The organism is Enterobacter sp. BNK-8, assembly GCF_048685095.1.
Taxonomy (GTDB): domain Bacteria; phylum Pseudomonadota; class Gammaproteobacteria; order Enterobacterales; family Enterobacteriaceae; genus Enterobacter; species Enterobacter quasiroggenkampii.
In genome coordinates, this window is sequence record NZ_JBLQTN010000001.1 from 213,739 (window position 1) to 231,946 (window position 18,208).

Genomic DNA, 18,208 nt, shown 5'->3' on the forward strand with positions numbered 1-18,208 from the left:
ACCTCCCGCTGCGCTATTTCAGCAGCTTATCCAGCATGTTGATATCGCTGTTATTGTGCAGGTGCGGCACCGTCCAGCCGTGTTGGTCGTATTCGGACATGCAGCGGTCGACCATCGCCATCATCTTGTCCATGTTGCCGGAGCTCTGCGCCTGGCGCAGACACTGCAGGCGGATCTCATCCTGGCTGCCGGAGTAATTAATTTCGTACAGCTCGTGACGGCCGCCAAACTCGCTGCCGATGGCATCCCACATCAGTTTCAAAATCTTGATGCGTTCGACGTGATCCATGCCGTTGGAGCCGCGCACGTATTTCGCCAGATACTGGTCTATCTGCGGGTTGTTCAGATCCCGGGCGCTGGACGGCAGATAGATCAGCCCGGAGGTGACGTTACGCTCGATGATGTTCTTGATCTTCGCGTAGGCCATCGGGGCCATCACGCGGTAGGTCTGCAACGCCGCGTGGTCAGGAAGATACGCGCCGTTGACCCACGGCGTGGCTTCGGAACACATGGAGTCGCTCAGCGCCCAGAACATGTTGCGCCAGGCCACCACTTCGCCGAGATCCGCCTGCACGCCGCGGAACTCCAGGGTGCCGGTGCACTCCAGGGATTTCTTCAGCAGGGCGGTGATGAAGTCGAGCTTCACCGCCAGGCGCACGCAGGCCTGCAGCGGGTACATTCGCGCAAAGCCGCCTTCCATCGTCCAGCGGCGGCAGCGGTCGAAATCGCGGTAGATCAGCACGTTTTCCCACGGGATCAGCACGTGATCCATCACCAGGATGGCATCGTTCTCGTCAAAGCGGCTGGAGAGTGGATAGTCGTACGGGGACCCGGTTGCGCCTGCCACCATCTCGTAGGAGGCGCGGGAGATCAGCTTCACGCCCTCGGCATCCATCGGCGCGACGAACATCAGCGCGAAGTCCGGGTTTTCGCCCATCACCTGCGCGGAACCGAAGCCGATCATGTTGTAGTGGGTCAGGGCGGAGTTGGTCGCCACCACTTTCGCGCCGCTGACGATAATCCCGGCGTCGGTCTCTTTCTCCAGCTTGATGTAGACGTCTTTTACCTCGTCCGCTGGCTTGTGGCGGTCGATCGGCGGGTTAACGATGGCGTGGTTGAAGTACAGGCCGGTTTCCTGAATGCGGGTGTACCAGTTCCGGGCGTTCTGCTCGAACTGGCCGTAGAAGGCCGGGTTGGCGCCCAGCGCACAACCGAACGCGGCTTTATAGTCCGGCGTGCGGCCCATCCAGCCGTAGCTCAGTCGCGACCACTCGGCGATGGCATCGCGCTGCTGGCGCAGGTCGTCGGCGCTTTTCGCCACGCGGAAGAACTTGTGGGTGTAGCCGCCGCTGCCGGTGTCGGTGCCCCAGCACAGCGTGTCCTGCATGTCCGGCTTGTGCAGCGCGTCGTACATCTGTGCGATGGAGGCCGCCGCATTGCGAAACGCCGGATGGGTGGTGACGTCTTTGACGCGCTCGCCGTAGATATAAATCTCACGCCCGTCCTGCAGGCTTTTTAAATACTCTTCACCGGTTAACGGACGTTTGGCATCAGCGCGGAACTCTTCAGGCTTCATAGGGACCTCGTATCGGAATAGTGTTGTTAAATTTATGTTTTGTTTTTGTTGTTTAATTGAAGCCTGAGAGGGACGTAACGTGAAGGGACGTTTGGGACAACGACGGGTACTTTTCGGGGGGGATGTGGTTTTGTGATCTGTGCGGCTTTTCGGCGGGTGGCGCTGCGCTTACCCGCCCTACGAACCGTGATGCGTTCAGGAAACCGGTACTTTCTGCGCCCGATACGCGCTGGGCGAGCATCCCACTAAGCGGTTAAAAAAGCGGGCGAAATAGGCCGGATCTTTGAACCCCAGCTGCCAGGCAATCTCGCTGACGGTGCTGTCGGAGAAGAGCAGCAGGCGCCTGGCCTCCCGCAGCTGGCGGTCGAAGATCAGGCGTTTTGGCGGGCGGTTGGCGAAGCGGCGGCAGATATCGGTCAGGCGAGATTCGGTCAGGTGCAGCTCGCTGGCGTATTCCGGCACCGTCCAGTGCTGGTGGTAGTGGGTGTCGATCAGCTGGGTAAAGCGCTGGAACAGCTTCAGCTCGCCGCGCATGCCGCCTGAGGCGTGGTCGTCGAGCTTCGCGTTGCGCAGCAGCAGGGTAAACACCGCCTGCGCCAGCAGGACCAGGGTATGCTCGCGCCCGGGCAGCTGCTCCGTGGATTCCCGGGCAATCAGCTGCCAGTAGTGCTTCAGCGCCGCCAGCTCGTCCGGCCTGTCGGCAAGCGAGAGGCAGATCCCCGGCAGGCCAAAGGCCTCCCGCGTGCCGGGGTAGAGCACCTCCAGCAGCGGCCAGATCAGATCCTCGCGCACCGTCAGCACGTGACCGTCGCTGTCGGATTCGGTGATAAACGCGTGCGGCACCGACGGCGGGGTGAGGACAAACAGCGGGGCCTGCACCGAGTAGCGGTGATCGTCGAGCTGGAGCTCAATTTGCCCGGTATCGAGAAAGTGCATCTGAAAGTACTGGTCGTGACGATGCGCCTGCATGTCGCGGCCAAAAAAGGCCGCCATGCGGGCGAACGACTGGTAGTGCACATCGTCGGTGCCCAGACTTTCGTCGTACTCCTTGCTGATATCAATGTTGGCGATAGGGTTCTGGCACATGATCGTTCCTCTGTTGATCCCGCTGCGTCATCGGAATGCGCGTCAGCACCAGCGCGCCAACCACCAGCAGCCCGGCCACAAACCACAGCCCCGAGCTGAAGCTGCCGGTCGCGTCGCGCAGGATCCCAATCAGCAGCGGGCTGACGGCGGAGCCGACGTTGCCGATGGCGTTGATCACCGCCAGCGCCACCGCGCGGGACTGCAGGCTAATAACCCGATCCGGCGTGGTCCAGAATATCGCCATGGCGGTAAACGATCCGGTTGAGGCCATGATGATGCCAAGCAGCTGGATCAGGCTGTGATCCGTCGCGGAGGCCAGCATCCATCCCGCCGCGGCGAACAGGTACGGCAGGATGGTGTGCTTTTTTCGCTCTTTCAGCCTGTCGGAACGGCGGCTCCACCAGATCATCCCGAGGATGGTGCAGAACTGCGGGATCGCCGCCAGCAGGCCGATGACGATGTTGCTGCTGCCCGTGTTGAAGCTTTGCAGGATCTGCGGCGTCCAGATGTTGATCGCACTCAGCGTATTGGTCAGGCAGAAGTAGGCCAGCGTGTAGAGCAGCACCGCCGGGGTCAGTACCTCGCGCAGCGTCGAACGCGGCGTGACGGATTGGGCAATCGCGACCTCCTGCTCGCGGGCGATCATCGTTTTGAGCACCTGCTTTTCGTCCTCATCCAGCCAGGTGGCCTGGTCCGGCGTGTCGTTGAGGTAAAACCAGGTCACCACGCCGAGCACCACTGACGGCAGCCCTTCCAGCAGGAACAGCCACTGCCAGCCCTTGAGGTTCCACAGTCCGTCCATCGCCAGAATGTACCCGGAGAGGATCGAGCCGAGCATCATGGTGACCGGCATAGCAATCATAAACAGCGCGTTGGCGCGGGCGCGGTGATAGGCCGGGAACCACCAGGTGAGATAGACCAGAATACCCGGCAGGAAACCGGCTTCGGCAATGCCCACCAGCATGCGCAGGACGTAGAGAGTCTCGGGGCTGGTGGCGAACATGGTGCAGGTAGAGGCAATACCCCATACCACCATGATCCCGGCGATCCAGCGGCGTGCGCCGATCTTCGCCAGCATGATGTTGCTCGGGATGCCGCACAGTACGTAGGTGACGTAAAACAGCGTCGCGGCCAGGCCAAACATGGTTGACGTGAGGCCCAGATCTTTACCCATTGTCAGCCCGGCGAAGCCGATGTTGATGCGATCGAGGAACGAGAAGACAAACAGGATAAAGAGAAAGACGATCAGGCGTCGGAACAGCTTGTGAATGACGCGGTGTTCAACAGCTTTATTATCATGCGTTTGCAGGGTAGAGGTCGTCATGGTGCGCTCCAGATCTTACGTTTAGTAGACGGATTTATTGTTATGAACTGACGTAACCGGTGTTTCGATAAAGCGTGCCGCCAGCGCTTCCGCGCCGCGGGCAAGCAGGGTAGTGTCGACCCCGACGGCAACAAACAGCGCGCCGAGCTCAAGATAGCGTTTTGCCAGCGGTTCATTCGCCATCAGGATGCCGGGAGCTTTACCGGCAGCGCGTATCTGCGCGATCGCCTGCTCAATGGCGGCCTGCACTTCCGGGTGCTGCGGATTGCCGGCAAAGCCCATGTCGGCGCTCAGATCCGCCGGGCCGATAAACACGCCGTCGACGCCTTCCACGTCCAGGATCTGCGGCAGATTTTTCAGCGCCTCGCGGGTTTCAATCTGCACCAGCACGCACATGGCGTCGTTGGCCTGCTGCAGGTAATCGGGAATGCGGTTCCAGCGCGATGCGCGCGCCAGGGCGCTGCCCACCCCGCGAATGCCCGCAGGCGGGTAGCGGGTGGCACGTACCGCCAGACGCGCTTCGTCGGCGTTTTGCACCATCGGCACCAGCAGGGTTTGCGCACCCACGTCCAGCAGCTGTTTGATTTGCACCGGGTCGTTCCACGACGGGCGGACCACCGGCTGGCTCGGATAAGGGGCGATAGCCTGCAGCTGGGTTAAGACGGTCTGCACGCTGTTCGGCGCGTGCTCGCCGTCGATCAGCAGCCAGTCGAAGCCTGCTCCGGCCAGCAGCTCGGCGCTGTAGCTGCTGGTCAGTCCCAGCCATAACCCAATTTGCGGACGGCCTGCTTTCAGCGCCGCTTTAAATGCGTTTTGCATCGTGCTCTCCTAGACAAAGCGGCAGCTGATGGAGCCCATGTTGCCGTAATCGACGTGGAAGGTGTCGCCTCTGCTGGCGGGCACCGGGCGGGTAAACGAGCCGCCGAGAATGATCTGGCCAGGCTCAAGCTGCACGTCGTACGGCGCAAGCTTGTTGGCCAGCCACGCCACGCCGTTGGCCGGGTGGTTCAGGACGCCTGCGGCCACGCCGGTCTCTTCGATCACGCCGTTGCGATAGAGCAGGGCGGAGATCCAGCGCAGGTCCAGCTCGTCGGGCTTAATCGGACGGCCGCCGAGGATCACGCCCGCGTTGGCGGCGTTATCGGAGATGGTGTCGAAGACCTTGCGCGGACGCTGGGTCTCCGGGTCGACGTTGTGGCAGCGGGCGTCGATCAGCTCCAGCGCGGGGATGACGTAGTCCGTGGCGTTATAGACGTCGAAGATCGTGCAGTTCGGGCCGCGCAACGGTTTTGCCAGCACGAACGCCAGCTCCACTTCAATGCGCGGGACGATAAAGCGATCAACGGGAATGTCGCTGCCGTCGTGGAAGAACATGTCGTCCAGCAGCGCGCCGTAGTCCGGCTCGCTGATCTGCGAGCTGGCCTGCATCGCTTTAGAGGTGAGGCCGATCTTGTGGCCCTTCAGCACGCGGCCTTCGGCGATCTTCAGGCTCACCCATTCGCGCTGGACGGCGTAGGCGTCTTCAATCGTAATCTCCGGATAGTCCAGCGAGATCGCGCGGATCTGCTCCCGGGACTGTTCCGCCTGATGCAGACGGTGGGCGATCAGGGTATGGGTATGTTTGTCGAGCATGGCGTATCCTTTATGCGGCTGTCGCCGGGTGGCGCTGCGCTTACCCGGTCTACGTTCGAGCCGTTGTAGGCCCGGTAAGCGAAGCGTCACCGGGCGGAAAAGATGTCTACTTAAACAACGCGTGCACGTTGTTTTGTTTGTAATTGAGCGTCGGGTGCAGTTCGTCGAGCTCAAACGACAGCGCCAGGTAGCGGCTCGCCATCAGCGCCGCGAAGTGCGCTTTGATAAGCCCAAACAGCATCTCCCCCACGGCCTCCCGGCTCTCCAGACTGCGCCCCGCGCCAATCTTCAACGTCATATGGACAAAGGCGTAATCGTGTTTTCCGTCGGCCATCTGCCAGGTGTCCAGCCAGTGGGCGCGGCTGCGGATACCGCCGAGCGGGAAGATGCCCGTGGCGGCGAGCGCCTCGTTCACTTTGGCGAACAGCGCCGGCAGGTCGGCCTGCTCGCGGATGTTGTCGGTACATTCAGCAATAAAGTGCGGCATGGTGGCTCCTTACGCGGGCAGGGGGAAAACGGCGTTGACCTGGCCGGTGCCGGAGCTGGCGAACAGCTCGGTGAGAAACTCCACCTTGCCGTCGTATTTGTCCCAGCCGAGCATGCCCAGCAGCATCACCGTGTCGTGCATGTTGCCCTCGCCGTAGCAGTAGTCGGCGTACTCCGGCAGCATGCTGCAGAATTCTTTGAACTGACCCTCGCGCCACAGCTTCACGACGCGCTCGTCCATCTGGCGGTCGAACTCGCGGGTGTAGCTGTTCATCCCTTCCTCCGCGCGCTGGTCGTCGATAAAGCGGTGCGACAGCGAGCCGCTGGCGAGCACCGCCACGGTGCCGTCGTATTTTTCAATGGCGCTGACGATGGCCTCGCCCAGCCTGCGGCTGTCGGCGAAGTCGTGAACCGTGCAAAACGCCGAAATAGAGACCACTTTGAAGTGCTTATCCGCGTTCATGTAGCGCATCGGCACCAGCGTGCCGTACTCGAGCTTCAGGCTCGGAATGTTGTGCGCTTTGGCGCGCACGCCAAGCTTCACCGCCTCGTCGGCTATCAGCTGGCCGAGTTCCGGGTTGCCGTCGTAGTCGTAAGTCATGTCGCGGATAAAGTGCGGCAGCTCGTTGCTGGTGTAGACGCCCGAAAAATGGTCCGCACAGTTGATGTGGTAGGCGCTATTCACCAGCCAGTGGGTGTCGAAGACGATAATGGTATCGACGCCCAGCTCCCGGCAGCGCTTGCTGATCTCTTTGTGTCCGTCGATAGCGCCCTGGCGGCAGCCGTGGTTTTTACCCGGCAGCTCGGAGAGATACATCGACGGCACGTGGGTGATTTTTGCCGCTAACGCTAATTTACCCATTTTCAGATCCCCCACTTTGGAATCGGATGGTCGCCCATGGAGATGCAGACGTTCTTCATCTCCGCGAACACCTCGAAGCTGTACTCACCCCCCTCGCGGCCGGTGCCGGAGGCCTTCACGCCGCCAAACGGCTGGCGCAGGTCGCGCACGTTCTGGGTGTTGACGAACACCATGCCCGCTTCGATATTGCGCGCCAGACGGAGTACCTTGCTCACGTCCTGGGTCCAGATGTATGACGCCAGGCCGTACTCCACGTCGTTGGCCAGGCGCAGCCCTTCTGCTTCGTCCTTGAACGGCAGCAGGCAGGCCACCGGCCCGAAGATCTCCTCCTGCGCCACGCGCATGCGGTTATCAACATCCGCCAGCACGGTCGGGCGCAGAAAGTTGCCGCCTTTCAGGTGTGCAGGCAGATCGACCGGTTTGTCCGGGCCGCCCGCCAGCAGGGTTGCGCCTTCCTCGATGCCGAGGCGGATATAGCCGGAGACTTTTTCCCAGTGCTGCTGGCTAATCAGCGCGCCAATCTGGGTATTTGGATCGGTCGGGTCGCCCACGCGCAGGCGGTTGGCGCGCTCGGCAAAGCGCTTGACGAATTCCGGGTAGATGCTCTGCTGGATAAAGATGCGCGAGCCCGCGGTGCAGCGCTCGCCGTTGATGGAGAAGATGGTGAACAGGGCGGCGTCCAGCGCGCGCTCGATATCCGCGTCTTCAAAAATCAGTACCGGGGATTTGCCGCCCAGCTCCATGGAGTACTTCTTCAGCCCGGCGTTTTTCATGATGTTGCGCCCGGTGGCGGTGCCGCCGGTGAAAGAGACGGCGCGCACGTCGTGATGCCGCACCAGCGCATCGCCTGCCGTCGCGCCGTAGCCCTGAACGACGTTCAGCACGCCCGCCGGAATACCCGCTTCGAGGGCCAGTTCGCCCAGACGGTCGGCGGTCAGCGGGGAGAGCTCGGACATCTTCAGCACCGCGGTATTACCTAAGGCCAGACAGGGCGCGACCTTCCAGGTGGCGGTCATAAACGGCACGTTCCACGGCGACACCAGCGCGCAGACGCCCACCGGCTGCACCAGGGTGTAGTTGAGCATCTTGTCGTCAACCGGGTAGGTCTTGCCGTTCATTTGCTGGCACACCTCGGCGAAAAATTCGAAGTTGTGCGAGGCGCGCGGAATTAGCACGTTTTTGGTCTGGTGGATCGGCAGCCCGGTATCGGCGGTTTCCATGGCGGCGATCTCCGGCACGTTCTGGTCGATCAGATCGCCCAGACGACGCATCAGGCGCGCGCGCTCCTTCATCGGCAGGTTGGCCCACTTCGGAAACGCCTCTTTGGCGGCGGCAACGGCCTGATGGATTTCGGCTTCACCGCCGGAGGCCACTTCAGCCAGGACCTCGCCGGAGGCCGGGTTAGTGGTGTGGAAATAGTCGCTGCCCGCGACGTTTTTACCGTTGATCCAATGGTTAATCTTTTTCATTTTGCCGTCTCCTCACTCACAATTTGGTTCACCAGGCGTCCCACGCCTTCCACTTCCACCATCACCTCATCGCCCGGCACCACGTCGGAGAGCCCCTTCGGCGTGCCGGTGGCAATCATGTCGCCCGGCTGCAGGGTCATAAAGTCGCTCAGGTACGCGATCAGGTACGGGATGCTGAAGATCAGATCCGCCGTGGTGCCTTCCTGGCGCAGCTCGCCGTTGACGAAGGTGCGCAGGGCGAGGTTGTGCGGGTCGGGAATGGCTTCTTTTGGCACGATGTTGGGGGAAATGGGGGTCAACCCGTCGCGGCTTTTCACCCGCAGGTTCGGGCGGTAGTAGTTTTCCAGGTAGTCGCGGATGGCGTAGTCGTTGCAGACCGTATAGCCCGCAACATAGTCCATCGCCTCGGCTTCGCTCACCTTACGCGCCGTTCTGCCGATGACCACCACCAGCTCCGCTTCATAGTGCATGTACTCGACGTTGTTCGGGCGCACCGACGTCTGGTTGTCGCCGTTGAAGGTGTTCGGCGCTTTGATAAAGACCAGCGGCTCGGTGGGCGGCTTGAAGTCCAGCTCGCTGGCGTGATCGGCATAGTTCAGACCGAGGGCAAACAGCGTGGCATGCGGCGGCGTGCGGTGTGTGTTAGCGACGTCGCGCTCATCCACCACCGGGTTTTCCAGCGGCGGAAACCCCTCTGCCAGAATACGCACGCGATCGCCCGGGCGGATCTCAACGCGGCTGTGCGGGGTACCGAGCAGGATCGCATCGCCGGGATTAAGGGTGGCGAACTCGCTCAGGGCGCTCAGCAGTTCGGCAGCGTTACGCTGCAGATCGGCGGTGTTCCAGTGGTCCGCTTCGCGGCCGTTGATCTCGGTGATGATGGTCAGGTTGTCCACGTTATCAACGGCGACCGGTTCGCCAAGCGGGCAGAATCCGTCCCGGCATTTGGCCTTGATGGCCGGGCGGTAGAAGCTCTCTTCCGGCAGGCTCACCTCGTTGGCGAGCGCGTATCCCGCAATATATTCCGCGGCGTCCTCCACGCGCACCTTGCTGGCGGTTTTGCCCACGACCAGCGCCACCGTGGCGCCGCTCAGCACCGTTTCCCCCTGCGGGAACGGAATGGGCTCGCCCGCGCGAATCACGGTGTTATGCGGTTTGATAAACCACACCGCCGTTTTCGGCGGCGTGTTGTAGGGGGCTTTTTCAAACGCCTCATGCCAGGCTTCGCACTGGCTTTGATGGTTGAGGGCGACAGCAAAAACGGTACCTTTCATTCACATACTCCTCAGGCCGGAGGTCCGGTTTGGATTTCATTAATATGTTAATGATCTGGTTTTATGCTTTTGCTGTTTATTTCGCAATCAGAAGTGAAAAATTTGTGATATGAATAACAATAAATTCACATATTCTTTTTTATGCATAGTAAAATCAGGTGGTTAATAAAATTAATGGGTTTCTGTTAGACTTTTTGGCAGAAAACGTGTTGTTTATAAAAACATCTTTTCGTGTTTGTTTACTTGTTAATGATGTGAAGGGAACAGGCTATGCATGATTCATTAACCATCGCGCTGCTGCAGGCGCGGGAAGCGGCGATGTCCTACTTCCGCCCGATTGTGAAGCGCCATAATCTTACCGAGCAGCAGTGGCGTATTGTGCGCGTGCTGGCTGAACATCCGTCGATGGATTTTCACGATCTGGCGTTTCGCACCTGCATCCTGCGCCCGAGCCTGACCGGCATTCTGACGCGTATGGAGCGCGACGGCCTGGTGCTGCGCTTAAAGCCGGTGAACGACCAGCGCAAGCTGTACGTCTCGCTGACCAAAGAGGGCAATGCGCTGTATGAGCACGCCCAGGCGCAGGTGGAGGAGGCGTATCAGCAGATTGAGGCGGAATATACGCCGGAGAAGATGAAACAGCTGACGGCGCTGCTGGAAGAGTTTATTGAACTCGGAAACCGTCATAACGCAGCGCGGGATGAAGAGTAAAAACCACAAATTCCAGGATGAATTTCGTAAAGTTTTCCCTTTCCAGGCCGAAAATTCTGTATCTGTCTGAGGAAAGAGAAAACATGTTAAACCGTATCAAGATTGTCACCAGCTTAATGCTGGTTTTAGCGATATTTGGCCTTTTACAACTCACATCCGGTGGTCTTTTCTTTAATGCTCTGAAGAATGACAAAGAGAATTTCACCGTCCTGCAAACCATTCGCCAGCAACAGTCCACGCTGAACGCCAGCTGGGTAGCGTTGCTGCAAACCCGTAATACCCTGAACCGTGCGGGTATCCGTTACATGATGGATCAGAGCAATATCGGCAGCGGCGCGACCGTGAACGATTTGATGCAAATCGCCTCTGTGTCTCTGAAACAGGCGGAAAAAAACTGGGCTGCCTACGAAGCCCTGCCGCGCGATCCGCGTCAAAGCGATGCGGATGCCATGGAGATCAAGCGTAACTATGATATTTACCACGGCGCGCTGGCGGAGCTGATCCAGCTGCTGGGCGCGGGCAAAATCAACGCCTTCTTCGACCAGCCGACCCAGAGTTACCAGGACGGTTTTGAGAAGCAGTACGTGAGCTACCTGCAGCAGAACGACAAGCTGTACCAGATGGCGGTCGAAGACAGCAACAGCTCCTACAGCCAGGCTATCTGGGTGCTGATCAGCGTCCTGATTGCCGTGCTGGTGGTGATCGTGGCCGTCTGGCTGAACATCAAGCAGACGCTGATCTCCCCGCTGAATCGTCTGATCGACAACATTCGCCATATCGCCAGCGGTGACCTGGTGAAGCGTATTGAAGTTCAGGGCACCAACGAGATGGGTGAACTGGCCGACTCGCTGCGCCATATGCAGGGCGAGCTGGTGCGTACCGTTGGCGACGTGCGTAACGGCGCGAATGCGATCTACAGCGGCGCGAGTGAAATCGCGATGGGCAACAACGACCTCTCCTCCCGTACTGAACAGCAGGCCGCTTCCCTGGAAGAGACCGCTGCCAGCATGGAGCAGCTGACGGCGACCGTTAAACAGAACGCCGAGAACGCCCGTCAGGCGAGCCATCTTGCCCTGAGCGCCTCCGAAACCGCGCAGAAAGGCGGCAAAGTGGTGGATAACGTGGTGCAGACCATGCGAGATATCGCGGGCAGTTCGCAGAAAATTGCCGACATTATCAGCGTGATCGACGGCATTGCTTTCCAGACCAACATCCTGGCACTGAACGCGGCGGTAGAAGCGGCGCGTGCGGGCGAGCAGGGCCGCGGTTTTGCGGTGGTAGCAGGTGAAGTGCGTAACCTGGCCCAGCGCAGCGCCCAGGCTGCACGCGAGATCAAGAGCCTGATTGAAGACTCCGTGGGTCGCGTGGAAGTGGGGTCAACGCTGGTCGAAAGTGCCGGTGAAACCATGGGTGAGATCGTGAATGCGGTCACCCGCGTCACGGACATCATGGGCGAAATCGCCTCTGCGTCTGACGAGCAGAGCCGCGGTATCGACCAGGTCGGGCTGGCGGTGGCAGAGATGGATCGCGTGACCCAGCAGAACGCCTCGCTGGTGGAAGAGTCTGCCGCAGCGGCAGCCGCACTGGAAGAGCAGGCAAGCCGTCTGACGCAGGCCGTGGCGGTGTTCCGCATTCAGCAGGAGCAGATGAAAGCGCGCGAATTCGCTTCTGCGAAAACCGTTGCAGCACCGGCGATGGCGCGTAAAACGGTTACCGCTGATGCAGGTGATAACTGGGAAACCTTCTAACGCCGTATGTTGTGCCGGGTGGCGGCTGCGCCTTACCCGGCCTACGGTTCGTGGTTTTGCCGGGTGGCGGCTGCGCCTTACCCGGCCTACGGTTCGTGGCTTTTGCCGGGTGGCGGCTGCGCCTTACCCGGCCTACGGTTCGTGATTTTGCCGGGTGGCGGCTACGCCTTACCCGGCCTACGGTTCGTGGTTTTGTAGGCCCGGTAAGCGCAGCGCCACCGGGCGATATTACAGAGGCAGGCGCATGGCGCAGCGCGTTTCATACGCGAAACCGTGCGCTGTCTCTTCTTCCCTTTTCTGACGCATTTCAGGCGTCAGCGTCGTCATTTTTTCAAACCCCAGCCGGGCATAGAACGGCGCATTCCACGGGACGTCCCTGAACGTCGTCAGCGTCAGCGCTGTCAGCCCACTGTTACGGGCATGGTCCGCCACGCAGGCGATGAGCTGCCTGCCGATCCCTTTTCCCTGCCAGTCCAGATCAACCGAGAGTTCGACAATAAACAGTGATGACGGATGGGCTTCGGCAAGGATAAACCCGACGGGGTGGTCGTTTGCCAGCGCCAGCCAGCTTAGCCCGCGTTCGACATAGCCGAGGTGTTGTTCAGCGGAAATGACCTCGCCATCGGCAAGCCAGGCGAGTGCCGGGAAGTCACGGAAGCGCCCGGCCGCCGCGCGTTCAATGGCGGACAGGGCGGCAACGTCGTTACGGGTGGTGGGGCGAATGCGAATAGTCATGGCGGCAAGTATAACCTGACCCGTCGACATTATTCCGAGCAGATCAGCACCGGCGAATAGAAATTGCTGATCACCAGCGCGTCTTCCGGCGTGCGCTCGATCGTCAGAAGCCTTTTATTGCCCAGCGTCAGGCCGGCAACGTATTTTTCAAAGACCCCGGGCGGCATGGCGTCATGGCTAAAACGCTCCACTTTTTGAATAACGATCTCATACAGTTCGCCTTCCACGTGACGCCATTTAAACATCTCCTGGCGGGAAACCTCCCAGCTGCGTGGGGCATTCACCACGCTGCCGTTAACCGTGATGTACCCCGTTTTGTCGGGATGAAAACGCATAATGATCTCACCGTCAAAGGTGAAATCGTGACTGTCGCGCCGGTCGGAGAAGGTCAGGTTTCCGTCACAGGCCACCGACAGCGGGGGCGTGTGAAAGTACCACGCCAGCACGGTGCCCAGCAGCAGCAGATTGAGGATCAGGATTAGCCAAACTTTTTTGTGTCTCATATCACCACTCGTAATAGTAAAGCGTACGACAGGCGCTGGCTTTACCCTGCGTGAGGGAACATTGGGAGAGCACCAGCCGCCCTTCGTGGCCGTAGAAAAGCGTTCTCTGAATGTGCATGTAGAAAATTGAATTTTTCAGGCACGGAAGATGGCCGTCCTTCTGAAGCGTTTGCGCCAGCGCAATCGCCTTCCCGTGAAACACGTCCGCCAGCGGCGTAAAGGTGTAGACCGGACAGGTGCCAATATGCGTCAGCAGATGGATCTCCCGCTGTGAATTTTCCGGCTTGATGAGCGCGATCCAGAGGCATAGCGCAACGACGACCAGCGTGAGCGCGCCGCAGAACAGCCTTTCCGGGCGAACGCGCCATGCAGGTTTCGCCGTTTCGGCGGTCGGCGGAGCCTCCTCCAGCGGAGTGACCGTGACATCGGCGCTGAGCATAAAGCCCGTTTTCGGTACGGTAACGATAAACAGCGCGTCGGGAAGCTGGGTCGCCAGCATCTTGCGCAGAATGCTGATGTACTGGTTTAAGGAGTTGTTAGACCCCTGGAGCCCTCGCCGATCCCAGACTTCCTGGAGAAAGGTTTCCCGTTCAACGACGTTCCCATGATGCTGAACCAGCAGCTTCATGATGGTATTGGCCGTACAGGTGAGGAGCTGCGCATCATCGTCCGGCGCATTGATAAGAGAAACAGAACCGTCCTCGTCGTTGTAGACGATGGCGTCAGCAAGCAGGTATTTCATAAGTTCTTGTAATAAAAACAGAGATAAAAAATAAAAAGAGAAGGCCTACGCCTTCCGGGCTGCATTGCTGGCTATTTTAACGCCACTGTTACCGATAACATTGATCCAGACAGGATTTTGGGTGGTTTAATAAGTCAGCGTGATAATCACGTCATCAATAAATTCCCCGGTGCCGGTTAGCGGCTGCGCCGGGACCTCGCCGTAAACGGTGTAGTTCTGGGTGCCGCCAGCGGGATTGGTGACCTGCAGCGCATCGCCGCTGCTTTGATCTCCCCAGCGTTGCGTGGCCGCCTCATCCTGCCAGAGCCCGTAGCGCAGGCACTGGCCCTCGCTGTTGCAGAGCTGCCGCTGGTTACCGCTGGCATGGTTGCCTTTGCCCATGGCAAGGGTGAACGCGGTTCCGGCCGGACAGCGCGTGGTGAGGGTGGCGGTGGAACGCGTCGGATGCAGGGTCGCGGTGCTGGTCAGGGTGCCGAAGTTAAGGGGCGTCACGCGCTCGATGTAGCACCCCTGGCTGATTTCGGCCTGCGCGCTGGTGCCGCCCTGCACCTGCTCCCCCTCTGCGGAACCGTCCGAGCAGTTTTGCAGGGCATCCTGACGCAGGGCGCTGTGCCAGGCGATACGCAGATTCATGTTGTAGTTGTAATAGTGGTAGGCCGGAAGCTGGCTTTGCCCTGCCGGAATGGTCGCGATAAGCGGAAAGGTACCGCTGACGTTGGCATTGCTTTCCGCGGCCAGGGTTTGCTGAATCAGGTTCCCGCTGCTGGCAGGCCCCAGCTCCTGAGATCGCGCTGCACCGTTCAGCAGGCGGAAGAGGAGGGTGTACTGTTTCCCCTCCTGATCCCCCGGCGAGATCATCTCGAAGGGTGGGGCGTCTACGCTGCTCAGGCAGACGTTGAGATATTCCGTCCTGCCCTCGTTGTCGGCCTGGCAGCTAAACTTGACCTCGGTGTTGACGGAGGTGGTATTGCCCGCCACGACGTTGCCAAAGTTAATGGCGGGCATGGACGTAATCCAGCAGGCTGCCGCCATCGCCTTCACGGACAGGGCGAGCAGCAATAATAACGGCGCTCTTAGTGACACAGTTGTTCTCCGATATTCTGTATAGATGACGCGGTACGCGGCGCCGGAAGCGTGACCCGGCACTCCCCCTCACCGGTCTTCACCACCAGCTCACCCGGCAGGGGCGGATCTTCAAGCCAGATAAAGCCGTCGCGCCCCACGATGGTGGCACCCTGCGGCGTTGACACGACGCTACCCAGCGGGAGCGGCCTGCGGCGGCTGTCGACCAGCCGGGCCTGAACCGTGACGGCGTGATGGACGTTAAACTCGACTTTGACCGCGCTGCTGTTGCCCGGCCTGGCATGCATGTCGGTGACGGGGGCGATCACATCGGCGGGCAGATCGAGCGGGTTAATGCTGACTTTGCTGTTGTGGTAGCGCGGCAGATCGGTCAGCAGGAGATAACCGTCCTCATCCGTTTCACCGGCCGGGCGGTTTTCCAGCATCACCGGTACGTGCCCAATACCGTGCGTGGAGACCAGCGCCATGCCCTGCTGGATGTAGCGCAGCGCGTGCAGGCTGCCGTCGAGCAGCGTCAGGCTACCTTCGGCGGAGGCGTACTGGTTGCCCTGGCTGGCACCTTGCTGCAGCCCAACGTGCCATTCGCCCGCGCGGCCCAGATAGCCTACGTCCGCATATTTTTCACGTCGTTCGCCAAAGCCCTGGCCCAACTCCCATGACCAGCCGCCGGCCTCATCGCCCGGCTGGTGGCGGTAATCCATGCGCGGCGTATCCCGGCTGGCCTGAGCGGAGAGCGTGTCCTCGCGACCCAATGGGACGGAAAACAGCAGCTGAACGTGACTCGACGCATCCGTAAACGAGCGGGTGTAGCTCAGCGTGGTGGAGATGTGTGCCGGCAGCGACACCGACCAGGAGGCGTTGAGGTAGCGCTCTGTGCTGCCCTGAATGTTCTGCTGTACCCAGCCCGCGCCCACGGTACCGAAATGGGGGATGGACTGGCTTACCCACACGCTGTCGCTGCGCCTGACGGGCGCGGCACCGCTCATGCGGGCGTTGTCGGCGAAATCCGCTTCGGTACGGACGGTGCTGGCAGAAATGCCCGTTCCTCTGCCGTTCCACTGCCAGCCGAGGCCCCATTGAACGCCCTGACCGTAAGGGCTGTTGCTCACGGCAACGTGCTGGCTGAGCACCCCTACGGCGGGGGAGACCAGCCAGTCAGCGCCCGCGCCCACGTTGCGCAGCCTGCGCTGCTGCTCCGTATGCAGCGCCAGCGTCAGGTGATTATTCACCCCATAGCGCCAGCCTGCGTCCAGCAGCGGCGAGGCGGCATAGTCGTCGGAGTGCAGGGCGTAGTTTTCGCGCATCCAGCCGATGTCCAGCGAACCGCTGCTGAGCCCTTCCGCCAGCATGCCCGGAGCGCCGTAGAGATCGAGCTGTACGGCGCGACGCTGGCCATTGATATCGGTAATCACCACCTCCGCCTGCCCGCTTCCGGTGAAGGAGGGCAGGGTATCCAGCAGAAAGTCTCCCGGCGTGACGCGCTGGCTGCTCTGCTTAAGGCCGTCGATATACAGATCGACCGTGGAAGGCAGTACGGCGGTGTCGCTGTAGCGACTGCGCGGTTCGGTATTGAGCTGGGGATTGAGCTCAAAGTTACGTGCCCAGTGCAGCCCGCCAAAGCGCACCTGTCGGCTCCAGCGGGTACCGGTGGTGACGCTGTCGCCCAGCGCCAGCGTGGTCAGCGAGTCGGTGTTGTCCCACTGCCAGCGGGTTTCGAGACGCGTGTGGGTCGGTCGACCGGCGCTGTTTTCCTCTCCGGCATGGCTTGAAAAACTGCTGCTGAACGTTCCGGGCAGCCCGCCGGACGCGGTCAGCATGGTCTGAGCGTTAAGCTGGCGCTTCCCCTGTACGTCGCTGGCGTAGAGCGCGTATCCGACCGTATAGGCGCTGACGGGCTGCGCATCGGGATAGCGGTACATCGGCGCGGGCTTTGAGACGGTCAGATGCTGCTGGCCTTCGAGCGCGTCGGCCTCTGCGGTAATTGAAACCTGCTGGGACAGCACGTCGAGATTGACCTTCAGGCCCGGCAGGGAGGTCAGCTCAACCCACCCGGCGCGATCCTCCGGGGCGTGAAGCCCCAGCTTTTTCATGTCGCTGCGGCTTATCCATAGCGCATTATCCACCACCCGGCAGGCCCAAAGTTCGCCTCGCGGGGCGTGGTTCACGGTAATGGCCAGCCATTGCACGGTGTCGGCGGGATCAGTCCCGGCTGACAGCATGAGCGGTAGCCAAAACAGGAGCGCGAGAAGCGAGCGGGCGCAGAGGTATCTGGCTGGCATGATGGTCATCATTGAGATAGACGCGCAGCGCGCTGAGCGCGTGACGTGTGGGCTGCTTGAGCGATAAAAGGGCGGTTTGTCCCGGAGCACATAGCCCGCCAGGCCTTTAATCGACCCTACAACTTTCCCATCGGCCGTCAGGGCCTCAAGGTGGCTCAGGCGGATGTGGCGGTTTCCGGCGTTAAAGCAGCGGAGAGTGGCCGGTATGTCTGCCTGCTCACAGCTCAGGGCATCGTGGCTGACGGGCGCGCTCTGGCTCCCGGCAATAAACACCGGAATCGAGTAGCGCAGCAGGAAGTGTACCGCGGAGGGGTTGGCGGCACGGGACGCGGCGTCCGGCAGTTCGTCGATGACCAGCCGGTAACTTTGCTCCTGCGCACGGTTGCCGGGCTGCATGACGATAATGCGCACCAGCTGCTGCTGGCCCGGCGCCAGTGATGTCATCGCCGGGCTGCTGACCACCTCCCCGGTGGCCACCAGCACATCTTTACCGTTTTTTTGCGTCCATTCGTACACCCGAATCTGCGCATGGATAGCCGCTTTCCCACTGTTAGTGAGATAGACCGCCGCTGCCCGCTGGTCGCTCTGCAGATCGAGCGTTACCGGGGCCACCTGAAGCGTGGCGGCCAGCGCGTAGCGCGACAGCAGCGCCAGCATCATGAGCCACAAAATGAAGCAGGGAAGGTAGCGACGCACGA

Annotated in this window: 16 protein-coding genes; 2 read left to right on the forward strand and 14 right to left on the reverse strand. The window is 60.7% G+C overall.

Features of this window, described 5'->3' with window-relative positions; all coding sequences use genetic code 11:
* Window positions 1-13 precede the first annotated feature (13 nt).
* The 9 genes from hpaB to hpaG form a co-directional block, all read right to left on the reverse strand.
* Window positions 14-1,576, reverse strand: a complete 1,563-nt coding sequence (gene hpaB, locus ACMGGU_RS01070; RefSeq protein WP_008501307.1) for a 4-hydroxyphenylacetate 3-monooxygenase, oxygenase component — start codon at window positions 1,574-1,576, stop codon at window positions 14-16.
* A 195-nt stretch (window positions 1,577-1,771) separates the two neighbouring features.
* Entirely contained in the window at window positions 1,772-2,662 is an 891-nt protein-coding gene (gene hpaA, locus ACMGGU_RS01075) for a 4-hydroxyphenylacetate catabolism regulatory protein HpaA (RefSeq protein WP_044597194.1), read from the reverse strand.
* On the reverse strand, window positions 2,634-3,986 hold the full coding sequence (gene hpaX, locus ACMGGU_RS01080; protein ID WP_420300190.1) for a 4-hydroxyphenylacetate permease: 1,353 nt from the start codon (window positions 3,984-3,986) through the stop codon (window positions 2,634-2,636). The genes hpaA and hpaX overlap by 29 nt, the downstream gene beginning before the upstream one ends.
* A 21-nt stretch (window positions 3,987-4,007) precedes the next feature.
* Window positions 4,008-4,805 carry a 4-hydroxy-2-oxoheptanedioate aldolase gene (gene hpaI / locus ACMGGU_RS01085; protein WP_045907712.1) on the reverse strand — a complete coding sequence of 266 codons (798 nt, stop codon included), beginning with the start codon at window positions 4,803-4,805 and terminating at the stop codon, window positions 4,008-4,010.
* A gap of 9 nt (window positions 4,806-4,814) precedes the next feature.
* Complete coding sequence (gene hpaH / locus ACMGGU_RS01090; protein WP_024908290.1) at window positions 4,815-5,618, reverse strand: 2-oxo-hept-4-ene-1,7-dioate hydratase; 804 nt, start codon at window positions 5,616-5,618, stop codon at window positions 4,815-4,817.
* Between the two features lie 106 nt (window positions 5,619-5,724).
* The gene (locus tag ACMGGU_RS01095; RefSeq protein ID WP_252077604.1) at window positions 5,725-6,105 is read right to left on the reverse strand and encodes a 5-carboxymethyl-2-hydroxymuconate Delta-isomerase; all 381 of its coding nucleotides are present in this window, start codon (window positions 6,103-6,105) and stop codon (window positions 5,725-5,727) included.
* Window positions 6,106-6,114: 9 nt separating this feature from the next.
* Window positions 6,115-6,966 carry a 3,4-dihydroxyphenylacetate 2,3-dioxygenase gene (hpaD, locus tag ACMGGU_RS01100; RefSeq protein WP_014830538.1) on the reverse strand — a complete coding sequence of 284 codons (852 nt, stop codon included), beginning with the start codon at window positions 6,964-6,966 and terminating at the stop codon, window positions 6,115-6,117.
* A gap of 2 nt (window positions 6,967-6,968) precedes the next feature.
* A complete protein-coding gene (gene hpaE, locus ACMGGU_RS01105; protein ID WP_048225537.1) occupies window positions 6,969-8,435 on the reverse strand; it encodes a 5-carboxymethyl-2-hydroxymuconate semialdehyde dehydrogenase in 1,467 nt (488 codons plus the stop codon).
* On the reverse strand, window positions 8,432-9,709 hold the full coding sequence (hpaG, locus tag ACMGGU_RS01110; RefSeq protein WP_420300191.1) for a 4-hydroxyphenylacetate degradation bifunctional isomerase/decarboxylase: 1,278 nt from the start codon (window positions 9,707-9,709) through the stop codon (window positions 8,432-8,434). Before hpaG ends, hpaE begins: the two co-directional genes overlap by 4 nt.
* Before the next feature lie 270 nt (window positions 9,710-9,979).
* On the opposite strand from hpaG, the gene hpaR reads away from it, so the two are divergent.
* On the forward strand, window positions 9,980-10,420 hold the full coding sequence (gene hpaR / locus ACMGGU_RS01115; RefSeq protein WP_045907716.1) for a homoprotocatechuate degradation operon regulator HpaR: 441 nt from the start codon (window positions 9,980-9,982) through the stop codon (window positions 10,418-10,420).
* Window positions 10,421-10,503: 83 nt separating this feature from the next.
* Window positions 10,504-12,168, forward strand: a complete 1,665-nt coding sequence (gene tsr, locus ACMGGU_RS01120) for a methyl-accepting chemotaxis protein (RefSeq protein WP_069720120.1) — start codon at window positions 10,504-10,506, stop codon at window positions 12,166-12,168.
* 228 nt (window positions 12,169-12,396) lie between these two features.
* Here the strand turns inward: tsr and ACMGGU_RS01125 are convergent, their stop codons facing one another.
* The 5 genes from ACMGGU_RS01125 to ACMGGU_RS01145 form a co-directional block, all read right to left on the reverse strand.
* Window positions 12,397-12,903 carry a GNAT family N-acetyltransferase gene (locus ACMGGU_RS01125; protein ID WP_395299778.1) on the reverse strand — a complete coding sequence of 169 codons (507 nt, stop codon included), beginning with the start codon at window positions 12,901-12,903 and terminating at the stop codon, window positions 12,397-12,399.
* 29 nt (window positions 12,904-12,932) lie between these two features.
* Window positions 12,933-13,406 (reverse strand): hypothetical protein, encoded by a 474-nt coding sequence (locus ACMGGU_RS01130; RefSeq protein ID WP_048028616.1) that lies wholly within the window; start codon window positions 13,404-13,406, stop codon window positions 12,933-12,935.
* Window position 13,407: 1 nt separating this feature from the next.
* Window positions 13,408-14,148 carry a winged helix-turn-helix domain-containing protein gene (locus ACMGGU_RS01135; protein WP_420300192.1) on the reverse strand — a complete coding sequence of 247 codons (741 nt, stop codon included), beginning with the start codon at window positions 14,146-14,148 and terminating at the stop codon, window positions 13,408-13,410.
* A gap of 126 nt (window positions 14,149-14,274) precedes the next feature.
* The gene (locus ACMGGU_RS01140) at window positions 14,275-15,231 is read right to left on the reverse strand and encodes a spore coat U domain-containing protein (protein ID WP_063620686.1); all 957 of its coding nucleotides are present in this window, start codon (window positions 15,229-15,231) and stop codon (window positions 14,275-14,277) included.
* Window positions 15,222-18,206, reverse strand: a complete 2,985-nt coding sequence (locus ACMGGU_RS01145; protein ID WP_420300193.1) for a fimbria/pilus outer membrane usher protein — start codon at window positions 18,204-18,206, stop codon at window positions 15,222-15,224. The genes ACMGGU_RS01140 and ACMGGU_RS01145 overlap by 10 nt, the downstream gene beginning before the upstream one ends.
* Between the last annotated feature and the right edge of the window lie 2 nt (window positions 18,207-18,208).

Excerpts from the sequence above, each read along its gene's own strand:
- hpaE (WP_048225537.1), bottom strand. The coding sequence starts at position 8,435 with ATGAAAAAGATTAACCATTGGATCAACGGTAAAAACGTCGCGGGCAGC.
- hpaH (WP_024908290.1), bottom strand. The coding sequence starts at position 5,618 with ATGCTCGACAAACATACCCATACCCTGATCGCCCACCGTCTGCATCAG.
- hpaG (WP_420300191.1), bottom strand. The coding sequence starts at position 9,709 with ATGAAAGGTACCGTTTTTGCTGTCGCCCTCAACCATCAAAGCCAGTGC.
- ACMGGU_RS01130 (WP_048028616.1), bottom strand. The coding sequence starts at position 13,406 with ATGAGACACAAAAAAGTTTGGCTAATCCTGATCCTCAATCTGCTGCTG.
- ACMGGU_RS01095 (WP_252077604.1), bottom strand. The coding sequence starts at position 6,105 with ATGCCGCACTTTATTGCTGAATGTACCGACAACATCCGCGAGCAGGCC.
- hpaR (WP_045907716.1), top strand. The coding sequence starts at position 9,980 with ATGCATGATTCATTAACCATCGCGCTGCTGCAGGCGCGGGAAGCGGCG.
- hpaA (WP_044597194.1), bottom strand. The coding sequence starts at position 2,662 with ATGTGCCAGAACCCTATCGCCAACATTGATATCAGCAAGGAGTACGAC.
- hpaD (WP_014830538.1), bottom strand. The coding sequence starts at position 6,966 with ATGGGTAAATTAGCGTTAGCGGCAAAAATCACCCACGTGCCGTCGATG.
- hpaI (WP_045907712.1), bottom strand. The coding sequence starts at position 4,805 with ATGCAAAACGCATTTAAAGCGGCGCTGAAAGCAGGCCGTCCGCAAATT.
- ACMGGU_RS01135 (WP_420300192.1), bottom strand. The coding sequence starts at position 14,148 with ATGAAATACCTGCTTGCTGACGCCATCGTCTACAACGACGAGGACGGT.
- hpaB (WP_008501307.1), bottom strand. The coding sequence starts at position 1,576 with ATGAAGCCTGAAGAGTTCCGCGCTGATGCCAAACGTCCGTTAACCGGT.
- hpaX (WP_420300190.1), bottom strand. The coding sequence starts at position 3,986 with ATGACGACCTCTACCCTGCAAACGCATGATAATAAAGCTGTTGAACAC.
- ACMGGU_RS01125 (WP_395299778.1), bottom strand. The coding sequence starts at position 12,903 with ATGACTATTCGCATTCGCCCCACCACCCGTAACGACGTTGCCGCCCTG.
- tsr (WP_069720120.1), top strand. The coding sequence starts at position 10,504 with ATGTTAAACCGTATCAAGATTGTCACCAGCTTAATGCTGGTTTTAGCG.